The 23,172-nt window shown below is 66.5% G+C and carries 20 protein-coding genes and 3 tRNA genes; 9 read left to right on the top strand and 14 right to left on the bottom strand.

Annotated features, from left to right (window positions below; genetic code table 11):
• Window positions 1–95: 95 nt before the first annotated feature.
• A complete protein-coding gene (gene rfaD / locus G4G71_RS22035; protein ID WP_169940195.1) occupies window positions 96–1,088 on the top strand; it encodes an ADP-glyceromanno-heptose 6-epimerase in 993 nt (330 codons plus the stop codon).
• A gap of 380 nt (window positions 1,089–1,468) precedes the next feature.
• Here the strand turns inward: rfaD and G4G71_RS22030 are convergent, their stop codons facing one another.
• From G4G71_RS22030 to G4G71_RS22020, 3 genes are all read right to left on the bottom strand, one after another.
• The gene (locus tag G4G71_RS22030) at window positions 1,469–2,335 is read right to left on the bottom strand and encodes a DMT family transporter (RefSeq protein WP_169940193.1); all 867 of its coding nucleotides are present in this window, start codon (window positions 2,333–2,335) and stop codon (window positions 1,469–1,471) included.
• 87 nt (window positions 2,336–2,422) lie between these two features.
• Window positions 2,423–2,764: a tRNA-binding protein gene (locus G4G71_RS22025; protein ID WP_169940191.1), complete on the bottom strand. Its 342-nt coding sequence runs from the start codon at window positions 2,762–2,764 to the stop codon at window positions 2,423–2,425.
• A gap of 74 nt (window positions 2,765–2,838) precedes the next feature.
• Complete coding sequence (locus G4G71_RS22020) at window positions 2,839–3,603, bottom strand: AraC family transcriptional regulator (protein ID WP_169940189.1); 765 nt, start codon at window positions 3,601–3,603, stop codon at window positions 2,839–2,841.
• Between the two features lie 138 nt (window positions 3,604–3,741).
• Here G4G71_RS22020 and G4G71_RS22015 point away from each other — a divergent pair, with 138 nt between their 5' ends.
• The gene (locus tag G4G71_RS22015; RefSeq protein WP_024766131.1) at window positions 3,742–4,551 is read left to right on the top strand and encodes a UDP-2,3-diacylglucosamine diphosphatase; all 810 of its coding nucleotides are present in this window, start codon (window positions 3,742–3,744) and stop codon (window positions 4,549–4,551) included.
• Window positions 4,548–5,591: a glycosyltransferase family 4 protein gene (locus G4G71_RS22010; protein ID WP_169940187.1), complete on the top strand. Its 1,044-nt coding sequence runs from the start codon at window positions 4,548–4,550 to the stop codon at window positions 5,589–5,591. Before G4G71_RS22015 ends, G4G71_RS22010 begins: the two co-directional genes overlap by 4 nt.
• A 3-nt stretch (window positions 5,592–5,594) precedes the next feature.
• On the opposite strand, the gene G4G71_RS22005 is transcribed toward G4G71_RS22010, so the two are convergent.
• The gene (locus G4G71_RS22005; protein WP_024766130.1) at window positions 5,595–5,843 is read right to left on the bottom strand and encodes a hypothetical protein; all 249 of its coding nucleotides are present in this window, start codon (window positions 5,841–5,843) and stop codon (window positions 5,595–5,597) included.
• Between the two features lie 214 nt (window positions 5,844–6,057).
• Here G4G71_RS22005 and G4G71_RS22000 point away from each other — a divergent pair, with 214 nt between their 5' ends.
• The gene (locus G4G71_RS22000) at window positions 6,058–7,191 is read left to right on the top strand and encodes a GNAT family N-acetyltransferase (protein ID WP_169940185.1); all 1,134 of its coding nucleotides are present in this window, start codon (window positions 6,058–6,060) and stop codon (window positions 7,189–7,191) included.
• A 140-nt stretch (window positions 7,192–7,331) separates the two neighbouring features.
• Here the strand turns inward: G4G71_RS22000 and G4G71_RS21995 are convergent, their stop codons facing one another.
• The 6 genes from G4G71_RS21995 to G4G71_RS21970 all read right to left on the bottom strand — a co-directional run bounded on the left by G4G71_RS21995 (window position 7,332) and on the right by G4G71_RS21970 (window position 12,570).
• Complete coding sequence (locus G4G71_RS21995; protein WP_169940183.1) at window positions 7,332–7,895, bottom strand: cytochrome b; 564 nt, start codon at window positions 7,893–7,895, stop codon at window positions 7,332–7,334.
• Window positions 7,896–8,037: 142 nt separating this feature from the next.
• Entirely contained in the window at window positions 8,038–9,312 is a 1,275-nt protein-coding gene (locus tag G4G71_RS21990) for a virulence factor family protein (RefSeq protein ID WP_169940181.1), read from the bottom strand.
• 1 nt (window position 9,313) lies between these two features.
• Window positions 9,314–11,947, bottom strand: a complete 2,634-nt coding sequence (gene mprF, locus G4G71_RS21985; protein ID WP_169940179.1) for a bifunctional lysylphosphatidylglycerol flippase/synthetase MprF — start codon at window positions 11,945–11,947, stop codon at window positions 9,314–9,316.
• Window positions 11,948–12,108: 161 nt separating this feature from the next.
• Window positions 12,109–12,185: transfer RNA gene (locus tag G4G71_RS21980), tRNA-Met, on the bottom strand.
• 116 nt (window positions 12,186–12,301) lie between these two features.
• Window positions 12,302–12,378 (bottom strand) — tRNA-Met (locus G4G71_RS21975).
• Between the two features lie 115 nt (window positions 12,379–12,493).
• Window positions 12,494–12,570: transfer RNA gene (locus tag G4G71_RS21970), tRNA-Met, on the bottom strand.
• A 289-nt stretch (window positions 12,571–12,859) separates the two neighbouring features.
• Here G4G71_RS21970 and dinB point away from each other — a divergent pair.
• Window positions 12,860–13,858, top strand: coding sequence for a DNA polymerase IV (gene dinB, locus G4G71_RS21965; RefSeq protein ID WP_240964968.1), 999 nt, complete (start codon window positions 12,860–12,862; stop codon window positions 13,856–13,858).
• 17 nt (window positions 13,859–13,875) lie between these two features.
• Here the strand turns inward: dinB and G4G71_RS21960 are convergent, their stop codons facing one another.
• The 4 genes from G4G71_RS21960 to G4G71_RS21945 form a co-directional block, all read right to left on the bottom strand.
• Entirely contained in the window at window positions 13,876–14,274 is a 399-nt protein-coding gene (locus G4G71_RS21960) for an META domain-containing protein (RefSeq protein WP_169940166.1), read from the bottom strand.
• Window positions 14,271–14,711, bottom strand: a complete 441-nt coding sequence (locus tag G4G71_RS21955) for a hypothetical protein (RefSeq protein WP_169940164.1) — start codon at window positions 14,709–14,711, stop codon at window positions 14,271–14,273. The genes G4G71_RS21960 and G4G71_RS21955 overlap by 4 nt, the downstream gene beginning before the upstream one ends.
• A gap of 62 nt (window positions 14,712–14,773) precedes the next feature.
• Window positions 14,774–15,763, bottom strand: coding sequence for a 2-hydroxyacid dehydrogenase (locus tag G4G71_RS21950; RefSeq protein ID WP_169940162.1), 990 nt, complete (start codon window positions 15,761–15,763; stop codon window positions 14,774–14,776).
• A 16-nt stretch (window positions 15,764–15,779) separates the two neighbouring features.
• Window positions 15,780–18,551 (bottom strand): response regulator, encoded by a 2,772-nt coding sequence (locus G4G71_RS21945; RefSeq protein ID WP_169940160.1) that lies wholly within the window; start codon window positions 18,549–18,551, stop codon window positions 15,780–15,782.
• 127 nt (window positions 18,552–18,678) lie between these two features.
• Here G4G71_RS21945 and G4G71_RS21940 point away from each other — a divergent pair, with 127 nt between their 5' ends.
• The 4 genes from G4G71_RS21940 to rlmD all read left to right on the top strand — a co-directional run bounded on the left by G4G71_RS21940 (window position 18,679) and on the right by rlmD (window position 23,111).
• Window positions 18,679–19,389 (top strand): response regulator transcription factor, encoded by a 711-nt coding sequence (locus G4G71_RS21940; RefSeq protein ID WP_169940158.1) that lies wholly within the window; start codon window positions 18,679–18,681, stop codon window positions 19,387–19,389.
• A gap of 1 nt (window position 19,390) precedes the next feature.
• A complete protein-coding gene (locus G4G71_RS21935; protein WP_169940156.1) occupies window positions 19,391–20,737 on the top strand; it encodes a HAMP domain-containing sensor histidine kinase in 1,347 nt (448 codons plus the stop codon).
• A gap of 102 nt (window positions 20,738–20,839) precedes the next feature.
• On the top strand, window positions 20,840–21,739 hold the full coding sequence (cysM, locus tag G4G71_RS21930; protein ID WP_169940154.1) for a cysteine synthase CysM: 900 nt from the start codon (window positions 20,840–20,842) through the stop codon (window positions 21,737–21,739).
• Between the two features lies 1 nt (window position 21,740).
• Window positions 21,741–23,111, top strand: a complete 1,371-nt coding sequence (rlmD, locus tag G4G71_RS21925; RefSeq protein WP_169940152.1) for a 23S rRNA (uracil(1939)-C(5))-methyltransferase RlmD — start codon at window positions 21,741–21,743, stop codon at window positions 23,109–23,111.
• The last annotated feature ends 61 nt before the right edge of the window (window positions 23,112–23,172 follow it).

Here is a 23,172-nt window from a genome sequence, read left to right as displayed (position 1 = left end):
TTCGATAGCTGGCTAACTTCCTTGCTTCATATCAACGGGGTACGCGCGTACCACTCTTAGTCTGAGGGCACCCATTCTCCACAGGAGGTGCCCTCATGAGCATCATTGTCACTGGCGCCGCCGGCTTTATCGGCAGCAATCTCGTCAAGGCGCTGAACCAGCGCGGCGAGACCGACATCATCGCGGTCGATGATCTGACCGAGGGCGACAAGTTCGCCAACCTAGCCGACTGCGACATCAGCGACTACCTCGACAAGCGCGACTTCATCGAGCGCTACGCCCGCGGCGACTTCGGCGTGGTTCGAGCGCTGCTGCACCAGGGCGCCTGCTCCAGCACCATGGAGCGCGACGGGCGCTACATGATGGACAACAACTACCGCTACAGCTGCGAGTTGCTGGACGCCAGCCTGTCCCTGGGCGTGCCGTTCCTCTATGCCTCCTCGGCGGCGGTCTATGGCGGCGGCCAGGAGTTCCGCGAGATACGCTCCTGCGAGCGGCCGCTGAACGTCTACGGCTACTCGAAGTTCCTCTTCGACCAGCGCGTGCGCAAGGTGCTGCCCACCGCTCGTACGCAGGTGGCCGGCTTCCGCTACTTCAACGTCTACGGCCCGCGTGAGCAGCACAAGGGGCGCATGGCGTCGGTGGCCTTCCACTGCTTCAACCAGTTCCGCGAGACCGGCAAGGTGAAGCTGTTCGGCGAGTACGGCGACTACCCGGCCGGCGGCCACCTGCGCGATTTCGTCTCGGTGGAGGATGTGGCCAGGGTCAACCTGCATTTCCTCGATAATCCCGAACGCAGCGGAATCTTCAACCTCGGCAGCGGCCGCGCCCAGCCGTTCAACGACGTGGCGCTGGCGGTGATCAACACCCTGCGCGAACAGCAGGACCTGCAGCCGCTGACCCTGGACGCGGCGATCCGCGCCGGACTGCTGGAGTACACCGAGTTCCCGGACGAGTTGCGCGGCAAGTACCAGTGCTACACCTGTGCTGATATCGCCTTCCTGCGCGAGGCGGGCTACCGCGTGCCGATGATGGGCGTGGAGGAGGGGGTGCAGCGTTACTGCCGGTGGTTGCTGCAACAGGCTTGATACCCCGTGTATCGGGCTTTTTACCCAGTCTTTACCCAATGCTGACACTCGGCGCAGGGGCGGCGCGAGACAATGCTCACCAGCAACGGCGGGGCGTGAAGCGCTGGGCACGGCATCAATAGGCTGCTCGTCGCGTTATCCATATCCGCCACACCGAACAGGCCGCTTCGCAGGCTGTCGTGCGATGAATCCTTGGTACTCCCTCCCCGGGGCAAGGTTCGAGATACGCACGCTGCGGGGCGGCCTTCTTTTTTGCCTCATGCACCGCTTTGGTTCTTTGTAGGAGCGAGCTCGCTCGCGAATCGCTTGGCAGCGGAGCAAGGCCTGTTCGCGGGCAAAGGCTGGGTGCTCCCCTCGTTCCTACAGAAAAGACCGGGGGATCAGTGCGATCCACGTGCGCTGAGGAAGGTCGCGAAGATGATCAGCGCGCCGCCCGCCAGCATCCGCACACTCGGCTCCTCGCCGAACAGCGCGGCGGCGAAGGCGATGCCGTAGACCGGCTCCAGGGCGAAGATCACCGCCGCCGTGCGTGCCTTGATCAGCCGCAGGCTGGCGACGAACAGGCTGTGGGCGACACCGGTGCAGAGCACGCCCAGCGCCACCAGCCACAACCAGTCCATGCCGCGAATCGCGGGCAACTCGAAGAGCACCAGCGGCAGCAGGCAGGCGATGATCGTCAGGTTCTGGCACAGCGCCGCCTGGATCGGGTCGATCCCGCGCACGCTGACCCGGTTGGCCAGCGACAGCAGGGCGAACAGCAGCCCGGAGAGGGTGCCCCAGAGCAGCCCGGCGGTGGCGCCGTCGCGCAGGTCCAGGGTCGGCGTGACCATTACCAGGCCGATGCACACCAGCGCCACCACCAGGTATTCACCCTTGCGGATGCGTTCGCGGAACAGCAGGCCTTCCAGCAGCACGGTGAAGGCGGGGAAGCTGGCAAAGCCGAGTGTCGCGACTGCCACGTTGCCGACTTTCACGGCGAGGAAGAACGTCAGCCAGTGGGTGCACAGCAGCACGCCGCCACCCAGCAACATGGCCGCCTGCTTGAGTGTGGGGCGCTTCTGTTGCCGCAGATGCCCGGCGAAAACCGCCGCCAGCGACAGCGAGCCGAACAGCGCGCGGCCGAAGACGATGACCAGGGGGCCGGCGAGGATGAGTTTGCCGAAGATGCCGGACAGCCCGAACATCAGGGCGCCGATGTGCAGGCCGATCAGGGCGCCGCGGGGCGTGAGTTGGGTAATGCGATTCATGCCTGAGCTCCCGCCGATTGCTGTGGCGGGACCTTGTCGGGAAAGAGGCAAGCGCGCCGGGCTGGCTGGCGCGCGGTAAGTCGAAGGTCAGGCCAGCCGCGCGCCATTGGGCAGCGGCTTGTCGAAACCGGCGAGCACCACCTTGTCGTCGCTGTCGTAGGCGCCGGTGACCAGTACTTCCGAGCGCACGCCGGCGATGGACTTGGGTTCGAAGTTGCACACGCACAGCACCTGGCGGCCGATCAGCTCGTCAGCGTCATAGTGCGCGGTGATCTGTGCGCTGGAGGTCTTGATCCCCAGCGGGCCGAGGTCGACCTGGAGGATGTAGGCGGGCTTGCGCGCCTTCACGTTGGGTTCGGCCTGGACGATGGTGCCCACGCGCAGTTCGACGCGCTCGAAATCCTGCCACTCGATGGTGTCTGCCGACATCGCTGCTCCCGTTGGGTTGTTCAGTTCGATGGCCGGCAGTCTAGGCCCTGGGTGCACGGCTGTCTGTCGCGCGGCTAGCGGGAATTGTCGCGCGCCTCCTGGCGAAGCTGGCGCGCGGTGGTGCCGAACTGGCGCACCAGGGCGGCGGTGAAGGCGCTCTGCGAGGCGTAGCCGACTTGCGCGGCGATCTCGCCGACCGATTGGTGCGAACCGCGCAGCAGGTCGCGGCCCAATTGCAGGCGGCGCTGGCGCACGTAGTCCATGGGCGTCTGCCCGGTTTCGGCGAGGAAGCGGGCATGGAAGCGCGCGGCGGAAAGCCCGGCGAGCCGCGCCAGATCGGCCACCTGCAAGGGGTGCGCAGCGTGGCGATCGATGTAGCTGTCGAGGCTGGCCAACGGCAATTGCGTAGGCTCCTCCACGCGCTGCTGGCCGGCGGCGAGGCTGGCGAGCAGGAGGATCGCACCCTGGCGCGCCAGAACCGGGTCATGCAGGGGGCTGCCGGCCAGCCAGTGCACCAGTTGCGCCTGGTCGTTGTTGAGCAGGCGCTGGCCGGGGGTTTCCAGCAGGCGGCGGCCGGCGTCGCTGTGCAGGCCCAGGCCACCGAGCAGGTCTTCCTCGTCTTCCAGGTCCACCACCAGGCAGCGGCTGCCGTCCGGGCTGGCACAGGCGTGGTGGGCCTCGCGCGGTACCACGGCGAAGGTCTGCCGGGTCACCAGGCTGCCGCGTCCGCCCACTTCGAAATCCAGGCTGCCGGACAGCCCCAGCACCAGCTGCGCATGGCTGTGGCTGTGGGCGAGATGGTCGTGGCTGTAGTGGCGCAGGGAGAGGATCGGGTTCATGCGAACTGCTTTCCGAAGCTGGCGGGCAGGTTGACAGTCTAGCGCGCCGCGGCCTGTCACGGGACTGTCGCCAGTCGGTCATGTTCGCTTCACCGCGGCGGCCGACACTCGGAGAAACCCCTCTGGAGGTCGCCGACGATGAGCAGCGCGCAACGCATGACGCCGACGAAGAAACAACGGGTGCGGACCCTGTGGATATCCGATGTCCACCTCGGCACCCGCGATTGCCAGGCCGAGCATCTGGCCGGCTTCCTCAAGCGCTACCACGCCGACCGCATCTACCTGGTGGGCGACATCATCGACGGCTGGAAGCTGCGCGGCGGCATCTACTGGCCGCAGGCGCACACCAACGTGATCCGCCGCCTGCTGACCATGAGCAAGCGCGGCACCGAGGTGATCTACGTCACCGGCAACCACGACGAGTTCCTGCGCCGCTATTCCTCGCTGCTGCTGGGCAACATCCGCCTGGTCGACGAGATCGTCCACACCACCGCCGACGGCCGCCAGTTGCTGGTGATCCACGGTGACCAGTTCGACGTCATCACGCGCTACCACAAGTGGCTGGCCTTCCTCGGCGACTCCGCCTACGAGTTCACCCTGACGCTGAACCGCTGGCTGAATCACTGGCGCAGCCGTTACGGCTATGGCTACTGGTCGCTGTCGGCGTACCTCAAGCACAAGGTGAAGACGGCGGTGAACTTCATCAGCGACTTCGAGGAAGCCATCGCCCACGAGGTGCACAAGCGCGGCCTCAACGGCGTGGTCTGCGGGCACATCCACCACGCGGAAATCCGCCAGATCGGCGAGGTGGAATACCTCAATTGCGGTGACTGGGTGGAGTCCTGCTCGGCGCTGATCGAGCACTGGGATGGCAGCATCGAGCTTTACCGCCTGGCCGAGGAACCGGTGCGCGCCGAGGCGCCTGCGGTGGTCGAGTCGGCGGCATGAGGCTGCTGATCGTCACCGATGCCTGGCTGCCTCAGGTCAACGGCGTGGTCACCAGCCTCAGGGCGCTGGTGGCCGAGCTGGAGGAAATGGGGCATACGGTCGGCCTGATCACCCCGCAGGATTTTCGTCACCGGCCTTGCCCGAGCTATCCGGAAATCCCCCTGGCGTGGAACCTGTGGACAGTCGGCGAGAAGATCGCCGACTTCGCCCCGGACTGCGTCCACCTCGCCACGGAAGGCCCGCTGGGCTGGGCCGCACGGCGTTGGCTGGTGCGCCGCGGGATGAAGTTCACCAGCGCCATCCATACGCGCTTTCCCGAATACGTGAACACTCGCTGGCCCTGGCTGCCGCTGGCCTGGGGTTACGCCTTCCTGCGCCGCTTCCATGCACCGAGCCAGGCCGTGCTGGTGAGCAGCGAGCGCATGCGCGGAGCTTTCGCCGATCACGCCATCGACAACCTGGCGCTGTGGCGCAAGGGGGTGGATATCCTGCGCTTCCAGCCGGGGGAGGGCGCACCGCCGGAGGAGCCGGTGTTCCTCTATGTCGGCCGGCTGGCGCGGGAGAAGAATCTCGAAGCCTTCCTTGCGCTCGACCTGCCGGGACGCAAGCGCGTGGTGGGCGACGGCCCGCAGCGCGCGGAGCTGCAAGCGGCTTATCCACAGGCGGAGTTCCTCGGCTACCGCCACGGCGACGAACTGGCGGAGGCCTATCGCAGCGCCAGTGTGCTGGCCTTCCCGTCGCTGACCGACACCCTCGGCCTGGTAATGGTCGAGGCGCTGGCTTGCGGTACGCCAGTGGCGGCGTTCCCGGTGGCGGGGCCGCTGGATGTCCTGGAGGACGGCGTCACCGGGGTGATGGACGCGGATTTGCGCAGCGCATGCCTGCGGGCGCTGGAGCTGGATCGCCAGGCCTGCGCGCAATGGGCGCGCGGGCAGACCTGGCGGGCATCCGCACAGGAGTTCCTGGCGCTTCAGGTAAGCCTGACGCCATTGCCAGTCAGTGCGCCGGTCAGTGAAGAACCGGGCTACGTGAACAGCTAGAGATCAGAACAGCCGACGGTCGTGGTCCAGGTTCTGGTCCACCAGCCATTTGCCGTGGGCGATGGAAGCGTGCTGGGCCTTCTGCAGATCCGACATGAAGGCAAATTCCACCGGTAGCGTCTTGCGTTTGGTGGTCTGCCCGTCCGGGGCGGTGATGTGGCAACCGCCGGCCCAGGGAGTGGGCAGGCCGGGATGTTCGACGACGTCTGCGGTGATGGTGTACTTGCGGTACTCGCATTGCATCAGGCTCATGGGGCGTCCTCCTGGCAGGTCGCCAACGGCCCGCGAAGGGCGGGTGGCGAGCGGAACGGTGCTGGCGTCGTGCGCCGGCAAGCCTTGCTGACCCCCAACATAGACCACTCTGCCGGCCTTTCCGGCGGATACCGACGAACGTGAACGTCACCGGCGTGCGAGTTTTCCCGCTTGAATCTTCCCTTCGTTCGCGCCTCGCGCCAGACTGTCGGCCATGCCTATCCAGACCCTTTCCCGCCTTGCCGAAGTCGACGCCCGCCAGTGGGACGCCCTGCTGCCGGACGACCAGCCGTTTCTGCGCCATGGCTTTCTCTCCGCCCTGGAGGAAAGCGGCAGCGTCGGCGGCCGCAGCGGCTGGAAACCTTCCCACCGGGTGCTCCTGGCCGACGATGGCCGCCTGCTCGCCGCGGCGCCGGCCTATCTGAAAAGCCACTCCTACGGCGAGTACGTGTTCGACTGGAGCTGGGCGGATGCCTGCCTGCGCGCCGGCATACCCTACTATCCAAAGCTGCTGGTGGGCGTTCCCTTCACCCCGGTCGGCGGCGCTCGCCTGCTCGGCGCGCCGGACGCGGCGCTGAGCCTGGTCGGCGCGCTGGCGGGCGAGGTGGACGAGGGGCATTGCTCCGGCGTGCACGTGAATTTCACCGATGCTGCCGCCGATGCCCTGCTGGGCGCTGCAGATGGTTGGCTGGAGCGCCTGGGTTGCCAGTACCACTGGAGCAACCGCGGCTACCGCGATTTCCAGGACTTTCTCGACGCTCTCAGCTCGCGCAAGCGCAAGCAGATCCGCAAGGAGCGCGAGCAGGTCGCCGGGCTGGGGCTGGATTTCGTCTGTATGGAAGGGAGCGAGCTGGCCGAAGCGCACTGGGACTTCGTCTATGCCTGCTACAGCAGCACCTATGAGGTCCGCGGGCAGGCGCCCTACCTGAGCCGGGCGTTCTTCAGCCTGATCGGCGAGCGTATGCCGGAGGCCATCCGCGTGGTCTTCGCTCACCAGAATGGCCGGCCCGTGGCTATGGCTTTCAGTCTGCTCGGCGGCGATACGTTGTACGGCCGCTACTGGGGCTGCCTGGCGGAGTTCGACCGCCTGCACTTCGAGACCTGTTTCTACCAGGGCCTGGACTTCGCGATCGGCCACGGCCTCCAGCGCTTCGACGCTGGAGCGCAGGGTGAGCACAAGCTGATCCGTGGTTTCGAGCCGGTGATCACCCGCTCCTGGCACCGCCTGGGACATCCCGGACTGCGCGAGGCGGTGCAGGAATTCCTGATAGGGGAGAGGGCGGGCATCCTGGCCTATGCCGAGGAGGCGCGTGCTGCGCTGCCCTATCGTCAGGACTGCTCTTCGTAGGAGCGAGCTTGCTCGCGAATAGAGGTCCCGGCAGGCGTCGGAGTTGTGCGGTTCGCGAGCAAGCTCGCTCCTACAGAGGGTGGCTTTTCCTGTAGGAGCAGAGCTTGTCTACGGCTGGTCGGCGCTGCGCGGCGGGGAGATTACTCCGGCTTCGCCTCGCCCTTGCCCGGCAGCATGCGCACCAGGGTGTTGTCGCGGCTGATGTAGTGGTGGAACAGCGCGGCCAGTGCGTGAATACCGATCAGCCAGTAGCCGAGCACGGCGATGGTTTCATGCCAGTACTTCACCTGCTTGGCCAGGTCCGGGTTCTTGTCCACCAGATGCGGCAGTTCCATGCCCCAGAACGGCACCGGCTTGTCGGCGGCGCTGAGGATGATCCAGCCGGCCAGCGGCAGGCCGATCATCAGGCCGTACAGCGCCAGGTGCGCGAGCTTGGCCAGGACCATCTGCCAGGCCGGCGGTGCCGGAACGATGGGCGGGGTGGGGTAGATGAAGCGGCCGATCAGGCGCAGCCAGACCAGCACGAACACACTCAGGCCGAGCATGAAGTGCCATTGGGAGAACAGCGCGCGGGTGTCGCTGCCTTTGGGGAAATTGGTGCGATATTCCATGCAGAAGTACACGGCGGCGATCAGCACCAGCATGATCCAGTGCATGGCAATGGACAGGCTGCCGTAGCGGGACGGGGTCTTGGACAGGCTCATGACGGTTCCTTGTTTGGCTCGGTTATCGTGACGCCCCGTTCTGGCGACGGGCTTGTCAGTCTGAGCATAGAGCCTTAAGCGTGTCTGAAACACCGTGAAGGCAAAGTGAAAGGGCCGCAATGTGCGGCCCTTTTGATGTCGGTCAGCCTTCGTCGTCGGCTGACTGGCGGGAGCGGATGGCGTTCACCAGCCGCTTGGCCAGGGCCGGGTAGTCCTCGTCGAAGTGGTGCCCGCCGGGCAACTGCAGGTTCTCGCCCACGGCCTGGGGCTGGGTGCAGCCGCTCTCGTCCTTCTCTTCCACGCCGTACACGCAGAGCACCTTCGGTCCGGGCAGGCGGGCCATTTCCGGGCCGGTGGAAGCTTCCTGGCCGGCCTTGCCGAGCCAGCCCTGCACCTCGATCTCGAAGCTGCCGCTGCGGGCGAAGGCCAGCAGGATCACCGAGCTGACGTCCTTCTTGGCGTCCGCCGGCAGACGATTGTAGATCGCCGGCAGCACGTCGGCGCCGAAGGAGTAGCCGGCCAGCACGAAGTGCTTGGCTCCCCACTTCTCGCGGTAGTGCTGCATCAGCAGGGCGAGGTCGGCGGCGCTCTGCTCCGGGGTCTTGTGCTCCCAGAAGTAGCGCAGGGCATCGACACCCACCACCGGATAGCCCAGCTCGGCCATCTGCGCGGCAACGTCGCGGTCGAGGTCGCGCCAGCCGCCGTCGCCGGAATAGAACAGGGTGACGGTTTCCGAGGGCTTGGCGGCCGGAACTTCCACCACCGGCACGTTATCGCCGCCGCCTTGCAGCTGCTGGCGCAGTTGATCGGCAAGGACCTTGGGCAGCGGCGTGTCGTAGTCGGTGATCACCGTTTCGGCGTTCTTCAGGCCACGGGCGAAGCGCGCGCTGGCATCGTCCGGGTTGTCGTTCCAGGCAGCCAGCCAGTGGCCGTGGGGAGCGGTCTGCGGCAGAGGGGTGGCGGCGCAGTCGGGTTTTTCCAGGGAGAAGCCCACGGACAGCGCCTTGGCCTTGTCGTCGGTCTGCCCGGCGAGCCAGCGGAAGGCCCAGGCGCTGCCCGGACCGATACCGGCGACCAGGGTCGGCTGGCCGTCGAGCAGCTCACCAGCGGCCTGGATGCGAGCCTGCTGGGCCTTGCAGTCATTCTCCGGGAAGACGAACTGCACCACGCGGGCGCCGCTGTCGTGGGCCAGGGCCAGCAACTGGGCGTCGTCCAGCTTCTGGTCGGCCTGCACGGCCAGCAGCACGCGCGCATTGGGCTGCTTGCCGGGGTTGGCCAGGCCGGCGTCGCTGCCATCGGGCAACTGGCGGTGGTCCAGGGAGGCCTGCGGGGCCGGGCGGCTCCACAGCAGCAGGCCGATGGCAATGACGATCAGCAGGAGAAGGGCGAGCAGGTGTCGCCAGCGTCGTTTCAACATATCAGCGTTTTACCAATCCACTCAGGCCGCCCGCGATGAGGGCGGCTGTGTCGGCCAGGGCCACCAGCGGATCCAGTCCGGCGGGCACGGCCAGGTAACGGGGTTCCCAGTCGGGCTGGAACTTGTCCTTGAAGCGACGCAGCCCCTGGAAGTTGTAGAACTGCTCACCCCGGCGAAAGACCAGCGCGCCGAGACGTTGGGTCAGCGGGGCGCCACGGCGCGGCTGCAAGCCGGCCAGGGGCACCATGCCGAGGCTGAAGCGGGTGTGCCCGCTCTCCTTGTAATGCAGGATCAGGCCGAGCATGAGGAACTCCATGGTCAGCTTGGGCGCATCGGGGACGACGCGCATCAGGTCGATGCTCGCCAGTTCCTTGCCGGACGTTTCCAGCAGGTTGGCGAAAGCCACGGCACGGCCCTGGAAACGGACCACGACGACGCGGAAATAGTGCAGGTATTCAGGGGTGAAGCGGCCGAGGGAGAAGCCCTTCTCACGGACGTTCTTGCCACCCAACCAGGCATCGGAGATGGCGCGCAGCTCGTCCATCGGCGCCTGGCCGGCATCATGGAACTCCAGGCTCAGGCCATCGCGCTGGCCGCGGTTCCAGGTGTAGCGCAGGTCCTTCATCTCCTTGCCCTTGCTCTCCAGGTCGAAGCGGCGCAGGTCGACCCGCGCTTCTTCGCCGAGCTTGAGCGCGGTCAGGCCGATATCCATGTACAGCGGCAGGTTCTCCGCGCGCACCTGGTAGAACACCGGGCGCGCGTGGTGCAGGTCGCAAAGGTCGCGGAACTGCCAGATCAGCTCGGCGCGGGCCTGTGCCGGGCCGATCGGATCGAACAGCGCCACCAGGCTGCGGCCCCGGCGGGCATACATCAGGAAGGCGTCGTTGCCCTCATGGAACAGCAGAGCCTTGTCGCCGGACAGGGCAAGGCCGCCATCTGGCTGTGAGGAGTTGGCGAGGATGCCGGCGGCGCTGTCCAGCTCCTCTCGGGTCGGGGCGTGGATCGCCGGCGGTGCGGTGCGCAGCAGCCAGTACAGCGCCAGGGCGGCCAGCAACAGGCAACTGCCCAGGGCGGCGCGCAGGCCGCGCGGAGCATCGGCGTCCAGGGCGAACTGCCACCAGAGCTCATGGCTGTAGGGCACGTCCTGGTAGGCGAACAGCAGCAGCCAGATGGAAGCGGCGATGACGCACGCGGCTGCGCCCAGGTACAGCGGCGAGAAGGGCAGATCCATCAGGCGGCTGCGACGATAGAAGGCGCTGCGGAAGATCACCAGCAGGGCGGCGGTGAAGCTGAGGATCAGTGCTTCTTCCCAGTCGAAGCCCTTGAGGAGCGACAAGGCGGCGCCGGCGATCAGGAGGCCAAGGGTCAGCGCCCAGGCAGCGGAGAGGCGACGACGCAGACCGTAGGCGAGCAGCAGGCAGAGCACGCCAATCAGGCTGGCGGCCAGGTGCGAGGCGTCGATCAGGCGATGCGGTACGAGGAAGCCGACTTCGTCGAGGCGGGTATCGATGGACGGTGTCGCGCCGGAAAACAGCAGCACGATGCCGGAGATGAACACCAGCAGCGAGAGGATCTGCGCGGCAAAGCCGGAGGTGATCCGCACCGCCTGCTTGGCCACCAGGATGCGGCGTGCCTCGAGGAACAGCAGCAGCAGGCAGGCGACGATCAGCGGCAGCACGACATAGATCAGGCGGTAGAGCAGCAGCGCCGCGGCGAGCGGTGCGGCACCCAGTTGCCCGGCGAAGGCAGCCAGCAGCACGGCTTCGAAGACGCCGACGCCACCGGGGACGTGGCTGAGCACGCCAGCCGCCAGGGCGATCAGGTAGACCAGCAGGAAGGCGCCGAAGGGCGGGGCCTCGGGTAGCAGCAGATAGAGCACGGTGGCGGCAGCGGCAACGTCCAGCGCGGTGATCAGCAGTTGCAGCAGCGACAGCCGCAGGCCGGGCAGGCGCAGCGTGCGGCGGCCGACGCGAACCAGGTGGCTGTCCGGCGAGGGTTGCTCCGGCAGGCGGCGACGTTCGATACCGACCACCAGCAGCAGGCAGAAGGCGATGATGCCCAGCGCGAGGACCGCCACCAGCCACTGTGGCAGGTGCAGGGCCAGCGATGCGTCCGAGAGGTCGCTCAGCGCGGCCACGGCTGCCAGCACTGGCAAGGCGCAGCCCAGCGAGAGGCTGGCAAACAGGGTCATCAGCGCGACATCGCCGGCGCCCAGTCCCAGCCGGGCATAGAGGCGATAGCGCACCGAGCCGCCGGACAGCATCGACAGCCCGACGGCATTGCCGATGGCAAAGGCGGAGAAGCCGCCGGTCAGCAGCGCGGGGGTGGGTAGTTTCACACCGGCGAAGCGGCTGGCCGACCATTCATAGCCGAGCAGGAAGATGAAGCCCACGACAGTGGCCGCGAAGGCGCCAGTCAGTGCGGTGGTGGGCACATCGAGCAGGGCGTCGTGCAGGGAATAGGCGTCGATGTCGCGCAGCAGGTGGTAGCAGGCGATCAACGCCAGGCTGAACAGCACCAGGGTTACGCCCAGGCCGAGTGCCTGGCGGTTGGCGTTGATCCAGTCGAGCCATGCCGCTCGTGGCGTGGCTTCGTCGGGGGCAGGTGTATCGGGTGTGGCAGGGTTGGCGCTCATCGGGCACCTCTAACGATCCTGCGCGACAGAGTAGGGGCACTGTCGCGAATTCCCAAGTCCTTGGAGAGTATTTTCGTCATTAGGCTGGCGCCACCCGTACGTGGTTTTTTCTGCGCACAACGAAAAAAGCCACTCCTAAGAGTGGCTTTCTTCTTGATGTCTGGTTGCGGGAGCAGGATTTGAACCTACGACCTTCGGGTTATGAGCCCGACGAGCTACCAGACTGCTCCATCCCGCGGCGGCAATTCTACGGATATGAAGCCTCGTGTCAAACGATATTTCGTTTTCGATCAATAATTTAAATCGCGCGCAAACGAAAAAGGCCACTCCGAAGAGTGGCCTTTTTCTTGTGTCTGGTTGCGGGAGCAGGATTTGAACCTACGACCTTCGGGTTATGAGCCCGACGAGCTACCAGACTGCTCCATCCCGCGCCGGCCATTCTACGTAAATGAAAGTCTCTGTCAATCGATATTTGTTCTGCGATCAAAAATTTAAATGACGCGCAAACGAAAAAGGCCACTCCGAAGAGTGGCCTTTTTCTGTATCTGGTTGCGGGAGCAGGATTTGAACCTACGACCTTCGGGTTATGAGCCCGACGAGCTACCAGACTGCTCCATCCCGCGCCGGCCATTCTACGCCGGAACGCCTGGGTGTCAATGGGAAAATGGAAAAAGTGATTCTCTATCAATTATTTAGCTGCGGCGAAAACGACCGGGGAGCCTGCATGGCCAGGGCTCGTGGCAGAGCGTTTCAGGCCTGTGGATAACCGGGGCGACAGACTTTTGCATTAATATGGGCAGGTTTCAGCTGCCTGTCCGGGCGGCATCCGATGTACAGGCAGGCGCGTTCCCAGTGACACGGCAACGAAAGATCATCCACATTGATTGCGACTGCTTCTATGCCGCCATCGAGATGCGCGACGACCCCAGCCTCGCGGGCAAGCCGCTGGCCGTGGGCGGGTCGCCGGACAAGCGTGGCGTGGTCGCGACCTGCAATTATGAGGCGCGTGCCTACGGCCTGCATTCGGCCATGGCCATGCGTACCGCCGTGAAACTCTGCCCGGACCTGACCATCGTCCGCCCGCGCATGGATGTGTACCGCGAGGCTTCGCGAGATATCCACGCGATCTTCCGCGACTACACCGAGCAGATCGAGCCACTGTCGCTGGACGAGGCTTACCTTGACGTCAGTGATAGCGAACGCTGCGGCGGCAGTGCCACGCGCATCGCCCGGGAGATTCGCCAGCGTGTCTGGGAAACTCTGCACATCACGGTGTCCGCCGGGGTGGCGCCGAACAAGTTCATTGCCAAGATCGCCAGCGATTGGCGCAAGCCCAACGGCCTGTTCGTGGTCACACCGGACGAAGTGGACGGATTCGTCGCCGAATTGCCGGTGAAGAAGCTGCACGGGGTGGGCAAGGTCACCGCCGAGAAACTGGCACGCCTGGGCATTCGCACCTGCGCGGACCTGCGCGATTGGTCGCGGATCCAGTTGGCCAAGGAGTTCGGCAGTTTCGGCGAGCGGCTCTGGGGACTGTCGCGCGGCATTGACGAGCGCCCGGTGCAAGTGGACAGCCGACGGCAATCGATCAGCGTGGAGAACACCTTCGACCGGGACCTGCCGGACCTGGCAGCCTGCCAGGAAGAGCTGCCGTCACTGCTGGGTGAGCTGGAGCGGCGCATGACGCGCCTGGACGCCAGCTATCGGCCGGGCAAGCCGTTCATCAAGCTGAAGTTCCACGACTTCACCCAGACCACTCTGGAGCAGGCCGGCGCCGCCCGGGATCTGGAAAGCTATCGGCTGCTGCTGGGGCAAGCCTTCCAGCGCGGCAACAAGGCGGTACGGCTGATCGGTGTAGGCGTGCGCCTGGTTGATCTGCGCGGCGCCCACGAGCAATTGACGCTCTTCTAGCTCTGCCCGGAAGAGCCTCAGCCTTCCGGCCACATGCGCATGGCACGGCCGCTGGCTGGCCACAGGCGCAGCTCGCCTTCGTCGGTGATGTCCCAGCGCTGCACCTGGCCGAGCATCTTGAGGAACTGTTGTTCCTGCTCCATCACCAGGTCGGCGCAGAGCTTGCGGGTGGCGCCCGGCTGGCCGAAGGTCAACTTGTCACCTTCCAGGGTGTAGCTGGCGAACCAGTGATTGCAGCCGGCGCTGCCATAGGCGCGGCCGTTGCCGTCCAGGGTCAGGCTGATGTGGGTGTAGTCGATCAGCGGGCGTTCGCCGATCCATTCCACGCGGTAGTTCTGCTCGGCTTCGGGCACCGGCTTGCTGGCGCAGCCGGCCAGGGCCAGCGCGGTGCAAGCGCTGGCGATCAGGGTTTTCATGCGGTCTCCTTGCTCTGGCAATCCGGGCAAAGGTGGCGCTTGCCGGCCTTGGCCCATCCGAGTTCGGCGATGCGCGCTTCGGCGGCCGGCTGTTGGGCGGCCTTGCCGAGGGTGGCATCGACGGCGAATTCGAAGTCCAGTGTAGCCGCGCAACCGTCGCAATTGACCGTCCACTCGTGGATACCCAGTTCACGGAATACCGGCCCCCTGGCCACGGCCATCCATTGCCCCGGCGGGTTGATCAGGTGGCGGACCTTTTCCACTTCCAGGGTCATGCTCAGGCTTTTGCTGCCCTTGAGGCTGACCAGCAGGGTATCGCCGGCCTTGATCGAGCCGCCGATGCCGGTGGCCTGGTAGCGGCCCGGGGTCAGCGCGCGGCACTCGTTGAGGGTGAATTGCGGGTTGAGCAGGGTGTAGCGGAAATCGTGCTGAGCCATGGGTCCTCCGGGAAAGCGCGGCATTCTAGGCGGCGCAGCGCCGGGATGCGAGGGGCAACTGATCAACCTTCGACCAGATTGACCGGCCGGCCCGCCTGCCAGGCGGCGATGTTGGACAGGGTGGTCTGGGCGATCCCGGCCAGGGCTTCACGGGTCAGGAAGGCCTGGTGCGCGGTGATGATCACGTTGGGGAAGGTCAGCAGGCGCGCCAACACATCGTCCTGCAGCGGCTGGTCGGAGCGGTCGGCGAAGAAGATGTCGGCTTCCTCTTCATAGACGTCCAGGCCGAGGTAGCCGAGCTGGCCGCTTTTCAGTGCCTCGATCAGCGCTGGGGTGTCCACCAGCGCGCCGCGGCCGGTGTTGATCAGCATGGAGCCGCGCTTCATGCGCGCGAGGCTCTGGGCATTGATCAGGTGTTTGGTGGCGTCGTTGAGCGGGCAGTGCAGGCTGATGATGTCGGACTGCGCGAGCAGTTCGTCCAGCTCGACGAAACGCCCGCCCAGGGCCTCGATGGCGCGGTTGGGATAGGGGTCGTAGGCCAGGATGTGGCAGCCGAAGCCGCTCATGATGCGGGCGAAGACCTCGCCGATCTGCCCGCTGCCGATCACGCCCACAGTGCGCCCATGCAGGTCGAAGCCGGTCAGGCCATGCAGGGAGAAGTCGCCTTCGCGGGTACGGTTGTACGCGCGGTGCAGGTGCCGACATAGCGCTAGGACCAATCCCACGCCATGTTCAGCCACGGCGTGGGGCGAATAGGCCGGTACGCGCACTACGGCCAGCCCCAGCGCGTGGGCGGCGGCCAGGTCGACATGGTTGTAGCCGGCCGAGCGCAGGGCGATCAGTTTCGTGCCGCCGGCGGCCAGGTGTTCGAGCACTGGGCGCGACAGGTCGTCGTTGACGAAGGGGCAGACCACCTCGAAGCCCATGGCCAGGGCGACGGTGTCCAGGCGCAGCTGGGTCTGCTGGAAGTGCAGCTCGAAGCCGTGGCCGTGGTTGGCGGCGAGGAAGCTGTCGCGGTCGTAGGTCTGGTTGCTGAACAGGATGATGCGCATCGCTTGGACTCCGTCCTCAGTGCGGCTGGCCGGCCTCTGCTTCCAGGTGGCCCTCGGTCGCTTGTGCCAGTTCGGCCATGGCCATGTCGAGCTCATCCAGCGCGGCGGGGGCGTCCGGTTCGTTCTGCTTGAGCAGGGTTTCGGCGCGCTGGCAGGCGGCGCGCAGCATCGGCACGCCGCAGTAGCGGGTGGCGCCGTGCAGGCGGTGGATGCGCTCGAGCAGGGTGTTGCGGTCGTTGCGCTCGCGGGCCTGGCGAATCACCTGGCGGTCGGTGGACAGCGAGGCGAGCAGCATGCCGAGCATGTCGGCGGCCAGTTCCGGTTTGCCGGCGGCCAGGCGCAGGCCTTCCTCCGGGTCCAGGACGCTGAGCCCGTCGAGCTTGGATTCGGCGTGGCGCGGGCGTTCGTCACGTGGCTCGCCCAGCGCCAGGCCGGTCCACTTGAGGATCACCTGGACCAGTTGGCGCTCGTCGATCGGCTTGGTCAGGTAGTCGTCCATGCCGCCCTGCAGCAGGGCGCGTTTCTCGTTCGCGAGGGCATGGGCGGTGAGGGCGATGATCGGTACCGGGCTGACCTCGCGGTCGCCTTCCCACTGGCGGATCGCCTCGGTGGCCTGGCGGCCGTCCATGATCGGCATCTGCACGTCCATGAAGACCAGGTCGAAGCGCTCGCGCTGCACGGCCTCGACGGCGGCGAGGCCGCTGTCCACGGCAGTCACTTCTGCGCCCATGTCGGTCAGCAGGGTCTTCACCAGCAACAGGTTGGCCGGGTTGTCATCGACGCAGAGCAGGTGCGGGGTGCGCTCGAGCCGGCCGTTGGCCGATTTGTCCTTGCGCAGGGGGCGGAGGTGCAGCAGTTCGTTCATCGCCTGTTGCAGCTTGCGCGTGCAGGCGGGTTTGCTCTGCACCTGGGCGTCGGGCAGCACGTCGTTGTAGTGCGCCTGCTCGATGGTCGGGCATAGCACCAGGCTCTTGCAGCCATGCTGTTCCAGCTCGCGGATGGACTGGCGCAGCGCCTCGGGCGGGTGTTCGGCGGCGGTTACGCCCAGCAGCGCCAGGGTGATCGGCGCCTTGTCCGACGGCTCGGCCAGCAGCGCCTTTTCCAGCGTGGCGAGGTCGGGAAACTCGGTCACTTCCAGGCCGCAGTCCTCCAACTGGTGGTGCAGCGCGGTGCGGGTCAGTTCATGGGGCTCGTACAGCGCCACGCGTAGGCCACCGGCCATGGCGGGCGGCAGGTCGTCGCCGTCGTCGCGGGCCTTGGGCAGGTTGAGGCTGATCCAGAATTCCGAACCGTCGCCGGCGCTGCTTTCCACGCCGATCTCGCCGCCCATCTGCTCGATCAGGCGCCTGGAGATCACCAGCCCCAGGCCGGTGCCGCCGGCCTGGCGCGAGAGCGAGTTGTCGGCCTGGCTGAAGGCCTGGAACAACGCGCGCAGGTCGGCGTCGGTCAGCCCCACGCCGGTGTCCTGCACGCTGATGCGCAGTTGCACGCGGTCGTCGCTTTCGTCCTCGAGCATGGCGCGCACGGCGATGCTGCCGTCGTGGGTGAACTTGATGGCGTTGCTCACCAGGTTGGTCAGCACCTGCTTCAGGCGCTGCGGGTCGCCCACCAGCTGCAGTGGGGTGTCGCGGTAGATCAGGCTGACCAGCTCCAGGTGCTTCTCGTGGGCGGCGGGGGCGAGGATGGTCAGGGTGTCCTGGATCAGCTCGCGCAGGTTGAACGGGATGTTCTCCAGCACCAGCTTGCCGGCCTCGATCTTCGAGAAGTCGAGGATCTCGTTGATGATCCCCAGCAGGCTTTCGGCAGACTTGTGGATGGTGCCCAGGTAGTCCTGCTGGCGCGTGGTCATCTCGCTTTTCTGCAGCAGGTTGGTGAAGCCGAGGATGCCGTTGAGCGGGGTGCGGATCTCGTGGCTCATGTTGGCGAGGAACTCGGACTTGATCCGGCTCGCCTCCAGGGCTTCCTTGCGCGCCAGGTCCAGTTCGATGTTCTGGATCTCAATGGTCTCCAGGTTCTGCCGGACGTCCTCGGTGGCCTGGTCGATGTTGTGCTGCATCTCTTCCTGGGCGCTCTGCAGCGCCTCGGCCATGCGGTTGATGCCGCCGGCCAGCTCATCCAGTTCGTGGCTGCCCAGGGCGGGCAGGCGGGTTTCCAGGCGGCCTTCCTTGAGCTGGGCGACGCCCTGGGCGATCTGCCCCAGCGGCGCATTGATCGCGCGGCTCATGCGCAGGGCGAGCAGGGCAGTGACGGCAAGCCCGGCGCCGATCAGCAGCAGGCTGGTGAACAGGCTGCGGTAGCCGCGCAGCAGGGTGCCATGGTGCGACAGCTCCAGTTCCACCCAGCCCAGCAGCTTCTCGGCGTCATCGTCGGGGTCGCCGGAGAGGCTGCGGTGCTTGCCCAGCACCGGCAGGAGGAAGTGGGTGGTGTCCAGGTTGCTGGACATGCTCAGGTGCGAGCCGTCGCCCGAGGGAATGGGGGTTAGGATGCTGGGCCCGGCGTGGACCAGTCTTTCCCGGTCCGGGTTGAGGAAGGTCACGGCGCGTACGTCGGGCTGATCCAGCGCTTCGTTGGCGATGCGTTCGAGCAGCTCGTTGTTGTGGTGGGCCATGGCCGGGGCCGACAGCGGCGCCAGTTGCTCGGCGATCAGCTGCCCGCGCTCGATCAACTGGGCGTGCATGTCCGCCAGCTGCACCCAGGTGAAATAGCCGCCCAGCACCAGCGCCAGCAGGCTGGTGGGCAGCAGGGTGAGCAGCAGTACCCGTCCCTTGATGCCGAGATCCTTGAACACGCGCTTCCTCCGATGCGTTTATCCCCGGCAGTGTAGCGGTTCGGACCCTGCTCGGAAGCCCTTTGCCTTGCCGAGACGACGCGGAATCGTGAATACTTCACGCAATTGCTAATCACTCTTATTTTATATGAATGCCATTGCTTCGTCCGGCCTGCGCCTGTTGACCATCGAGGACGACCCGACCCTGGGCGCCCACCTGTCCTCCCACTTGAGCGAGCGCGGCTTCGAGGTCACCTGGTGCCTGGATGGTGACGAGGGCCTGGCCCAGGCGCGCGGCGGCGACTACGACCTGGTGCTGATGGACATCATGCTGCCCGGCACCAGTGGCCTGGATATCCTTCGTACGCTGCGTCGCGAGCGCGCGGTGCCGGTGATCCTGATGTCCGCCCTGGGTGCCGAGCAGGACCGCATCGCCGGCTTCTCCCAGGGCGCCGACGATTACCTGCCCAAGCCCTTCAGCCTCGCCGAGCTGAGCGTGCGCGTGGATGCAGTGCTGCGCCGCGTCGCGCTGGAGCGCGGCAGCCAGTCCCTCGGCAGTACGGTCACCGGCCTGCAGATGGACCCGCAGAAGGATGATGTCGGGCTGGATGGCCAGTGGGCCGGTCTGACCGGCACCGAGTACCGCCTGCTGGAGACCTTCCTGGGCAGCCAGGGCGAGACTCTCAGCAAACCCTTCCTTTATCAGCACGTGCTGCACCGCGCCTTCACCGCCCACGACCGCAGCCTGGACATGCACGTCAGCCACCTGCGCCGCAAGCTTCAGGCCATAGGCTACGTCCGCCACCAGTTGCACACCGTGTGGGGCAAAGGCTACGTCTTCGCCGAGACCGAGGACTGACATGCCCGGCCGCCACTCGCTGTTCTGGAAGCTTGCCTTTGCCCTGGTAGTGCTGTGCCTGTCGGTGATCTGGCTGTCCTGGAACTGGGGCAAGCAGATGGAGCGCGACAGTTACAACCTCTCCGAGGATGCGCGGCATGTCCTGGGTGGCTATGCCGAAGAGGCACAGCAGGCCTGGCGTACCGGCGGGGCGGCGGGCGTCGACAGCTGGCTGGAGGGGATGAGGCAGCGCGAGCCGGTGTGGATGGTGGTGGTGGACGGTCGCCTGCAGTCGCTGGGCACGCAGCCGCTGCCCATGGCCGATGTGGCGCACCTGACCTTCCAGCGCGGGCTGGACTGGCCGGTAAGCTCGCGCTCGGTCAACCTGCCCTACATCGGCATCCCGTTTCCCGACGACCCGGCTGCCGGCCGCCTGGTGCTGCAACTGCCGCAGCGCTTCCTCCCCGGCGGCCTGAGTTTCCTGCGCCAGTCCATCACCCATGCGCTGGTGCCGGCGATCCTCGCGCTGCTGCTCTGTGGGCTGATCTACCGGCGCCTGGTACGCCCGCTGGGGCGTCTGCGCGAGCACGCCAATTCCTTGCAGGCGGATAACCTGGGCTCGGTCGCCGGCCCCGAACTCGTCACCCGCCGCGATGAGCTGGGCGAGCTGGGCCGCGCGCTGGACCACATGGCTGAGCGCCTGCGCGGCCATGTCAGCCTGCAGCGCCAACTGTTGCGCGACCTGTCTCACGAACTGCGCACGCCGCTGAGCCGCCTGCGCGTGGCAGGGGACAGTCCGATCAGCGAAACCGCGCTGCGTCAGCGCGTGGAGCGTGAGGTGGAAGTGATGCAGCGACTGGTCGCCGACACCCTGGAGCTGGCCTGGCTGGATACCGAGCGCCCGCGCGTGGAACTGGAAGAGATCGACCTGCGTTCGCTGTGGGACCTGCTGGTGGACGACGCGCGTTTCGAGGCGGGCTGGAGTTCGGAGCGCTTCCTTTATCAGGTGCCGGCGGACTGTCGCGTGCGCGGCCATCTGAACGGGCTGGCCCAGGCGCTGGAAAATCTGTTGCGCAATGCCATCCGCCACTCCCCGGCGGAGGGTCGTATTCGCTTGAGTGGCCGGCGCGAACCGAGCGGCTGGCACCTGTGGCTGGAGGACGATGGCCCGGGCGTGGCGGAAAGCGACCTGGAGCGTATCTTCCTGCCCTTCACCCGGCTCTCCGACGCTCGCACCGGCGAAGGTTTCGGCCTGGGCCTGAGCATCGCCCGCAGCTCGCTGCGCATGCAGGGTGGCGAGCTCTGGGCGGATTGCGCCGACGCTGGTCTGCGCGTTCACCTGTGCCTGCCGGATGCGGCGGCGGCCTGAGGCGCGCCTCGGACCCCGAACACGGCTTGTTAGGAAGTTTCGTATGGCAGGGCGTCTTTTGCCGGTATCATAGGGCGCCCTGTTCCAGATCCGAGTGCCTCCATGACCGTGCAGTACCCGACTATCGCCGATTGCGTCGGCAATACCCCGCTGGTGCGCCTGCAGCGCCTGGCCGGGGAAACCTCCAACACCCTGCTGGTGAAACTCGAGGGCAACAACCCCGCAGGTTCGGTGAAGGATCGCCCGGCGCTGTCGATGATCACCCGTGCCGAGCTGCGCGGCGACATCAAGCCCGGCGACACGCTGATCGAGGCCACTTCCGGCAACACCGGCATCGCCCTGGCGATGGCCGCGGCGATCAAGGGTTACCGCATGATCCTGATCATGCCCGACAACTCCACCGCCGAGCGCAAGGCCGCGATGACCGCCTATGGCGCCGAGCTGATCCTGGTGACCAAGGAGCAGGGCATGGAAGGCGCCCGCGACCTCGCCGACCAGATGGCGCGCGAAGGGCAGGGGAAGGTGCTCGACCAGTTCGCCAACGGCGACAACCCGATCGCCCACTACCACTCCACCGGCCCGGAAATCTGGCAGCAGACCGGCGGTGAGATCACCCATTTCGTCAGCTCCATGGGCACCACCGGCACCATCATGGGCGTGTCGCGCTACCTCAAGGAGCAGAACCCCAACGTGCAGATCGTCGGCCTGCAGCCAATGGAAGGCTCGGCCATCCCCGGCATCCGCCGCTGGCCGCAGGAATACCTGCCGAAGATCTTCGACGCCACCCGCGTCGACCGCGTCGTCGACATGCAGCAAACCGAAGCCGAGGACGTGATGCGTCGCCTGGCTCGCGAAGAGGGCATCTTCTGCGGCGTGTCTTCCGGCGGTGCGGTGGCGGCCATGTTGCGCCTCTCGAGTGAACTGGAAAACGCGACCCTGGTGGCGATCATCTGCGACCGTGGCGACCGTTACCTGTCCTCGGGCGTGTTCGACGCCAACTGACATGGCCAAACAGAGATCCGGCCTGCGCTTCCAGCCCAGCGGCGGCGCCCGCAGCCCTGCGGTACCCGTGGGCAAGAAGCAGCGCCTGAGTATCGAGCGCCTGGCCCATGACGGCCGTGGCATTGCCCACATCGATGGGCGCACCTGGTTCGTCGACAACGCCCTGCCGGGCGAGTCGGTGGAGGCCCGCGTGCTGTCCGCCCGTGCGCAAATCGTCGACGCGCGCAGCGAACGTATCCTCACCGCCGCCGCCAACCGCCGCGCCGAGCCTTGCCCGGTGGCTGGCACCTGTGGCGGCTGCAGCCTGCAGCACCTGTCCCACGCCGATCAGCTGGCGCTCAAGCAGCGCACCCTGGCCGAGCAGCTGGAGCGCTTCTCCGGCCTGGTTCCGCAAGAGTGGGCCGCGCCGCTGGTCGGGCCGGAATTCGGCTACCGTCGCCGCGCTCGCCTTGCCGTGCGCTGGGACGTCAAGGCGAAGCGCCTGGACGTCGGCTTCCGCGCCGCCGCCAGCCAGGCCATCGTCGCCTTCGACGATTGCCTGGTGCTGGTGCCCGAGCTGCAGGTCCTCGCCCGCGAGCTGCCGGAGCTGCTGCGCGGCTTTGCCAAGCCGCAGTCGCTGGGCCATGTCGAGCTGTTCCATGGCACTTCCAGCGCGCTGCTGCTACGGCATATCGAACCTTTGTCCGATAGCGATCGCGCGCGACTGCTGGAATTCTGTTCGGCACGGGATGTGCAACTGTGGTTGCAGGGCGACGGCGAGCCGACGCTTTGTTCCAGCGGCGCAGAAAACAGCGGGAACCGCGAGCTCGGCTTCCGGCTCGAAGCCTGGAATCTGACCCTGGCCTACCGGCCCGGCGACTTCGTTCAGGTGAACGAGCCGGTGAACGAGGCGATGGTCGCCCAGGCGCTGGACTGGCTGAAGCCCGGCAGCGACGAGCGCGTGCTGGACCTGTTCTGCGGCCTGGGCAACTTCGCCCTGCCGCTGGCGCGCCAGGTGCGCGAAGTAGTGGGCGTGGAAGGTGTGCAGACCATGGTCGAGCGCGCTGCTGCCAATGCCCATGCCAACGGACTGGCCAACACCCGGTTCCATCAGGCGGACCTGACGAAACCGCTTGCCGACGCCCCCTGGGCGGCGGAGGATTTCACCGCCGTGCTGCTCGACCCTCCGCGTGACGGAGCCTTCGAGCCGGCGCGGCAGATGCGTTCACTGGGCGCGGAGCGGGTACTCTATGTGTCCTGCAACCCGGCGACCCTGGCGCGCGACGCTGGCGAACTGGCCCGACAGGGCTATCGCCTGAAGCGCGCCGGCATCCTCGACATGTTCCCGCAGACGGCCCATGTCGAGGCCATGGCTTTGTTCGAGGCAGGCTAGGAAGGCCTGCGCAATCCGACCGGCTCAAGCAAGAAGAAAGGCCGGCGCAGTGAGCGGTGTG

The organism is Pseudomonas multiresinivorans (assembly GCF_012971725.1).
Lineage (GTDB): Bacteria > Pseudomonadota > Gammaproteobacteria > Pseudomonadales > Pseudomonadaceae > Pseudomonas > Pseudomonas multiresinivorans.
The sequence above is the reverse complement of the archived record's forward strand: the minus strand, read 5'-3'. Positions and strand labels throughout refer to the sequence as shown.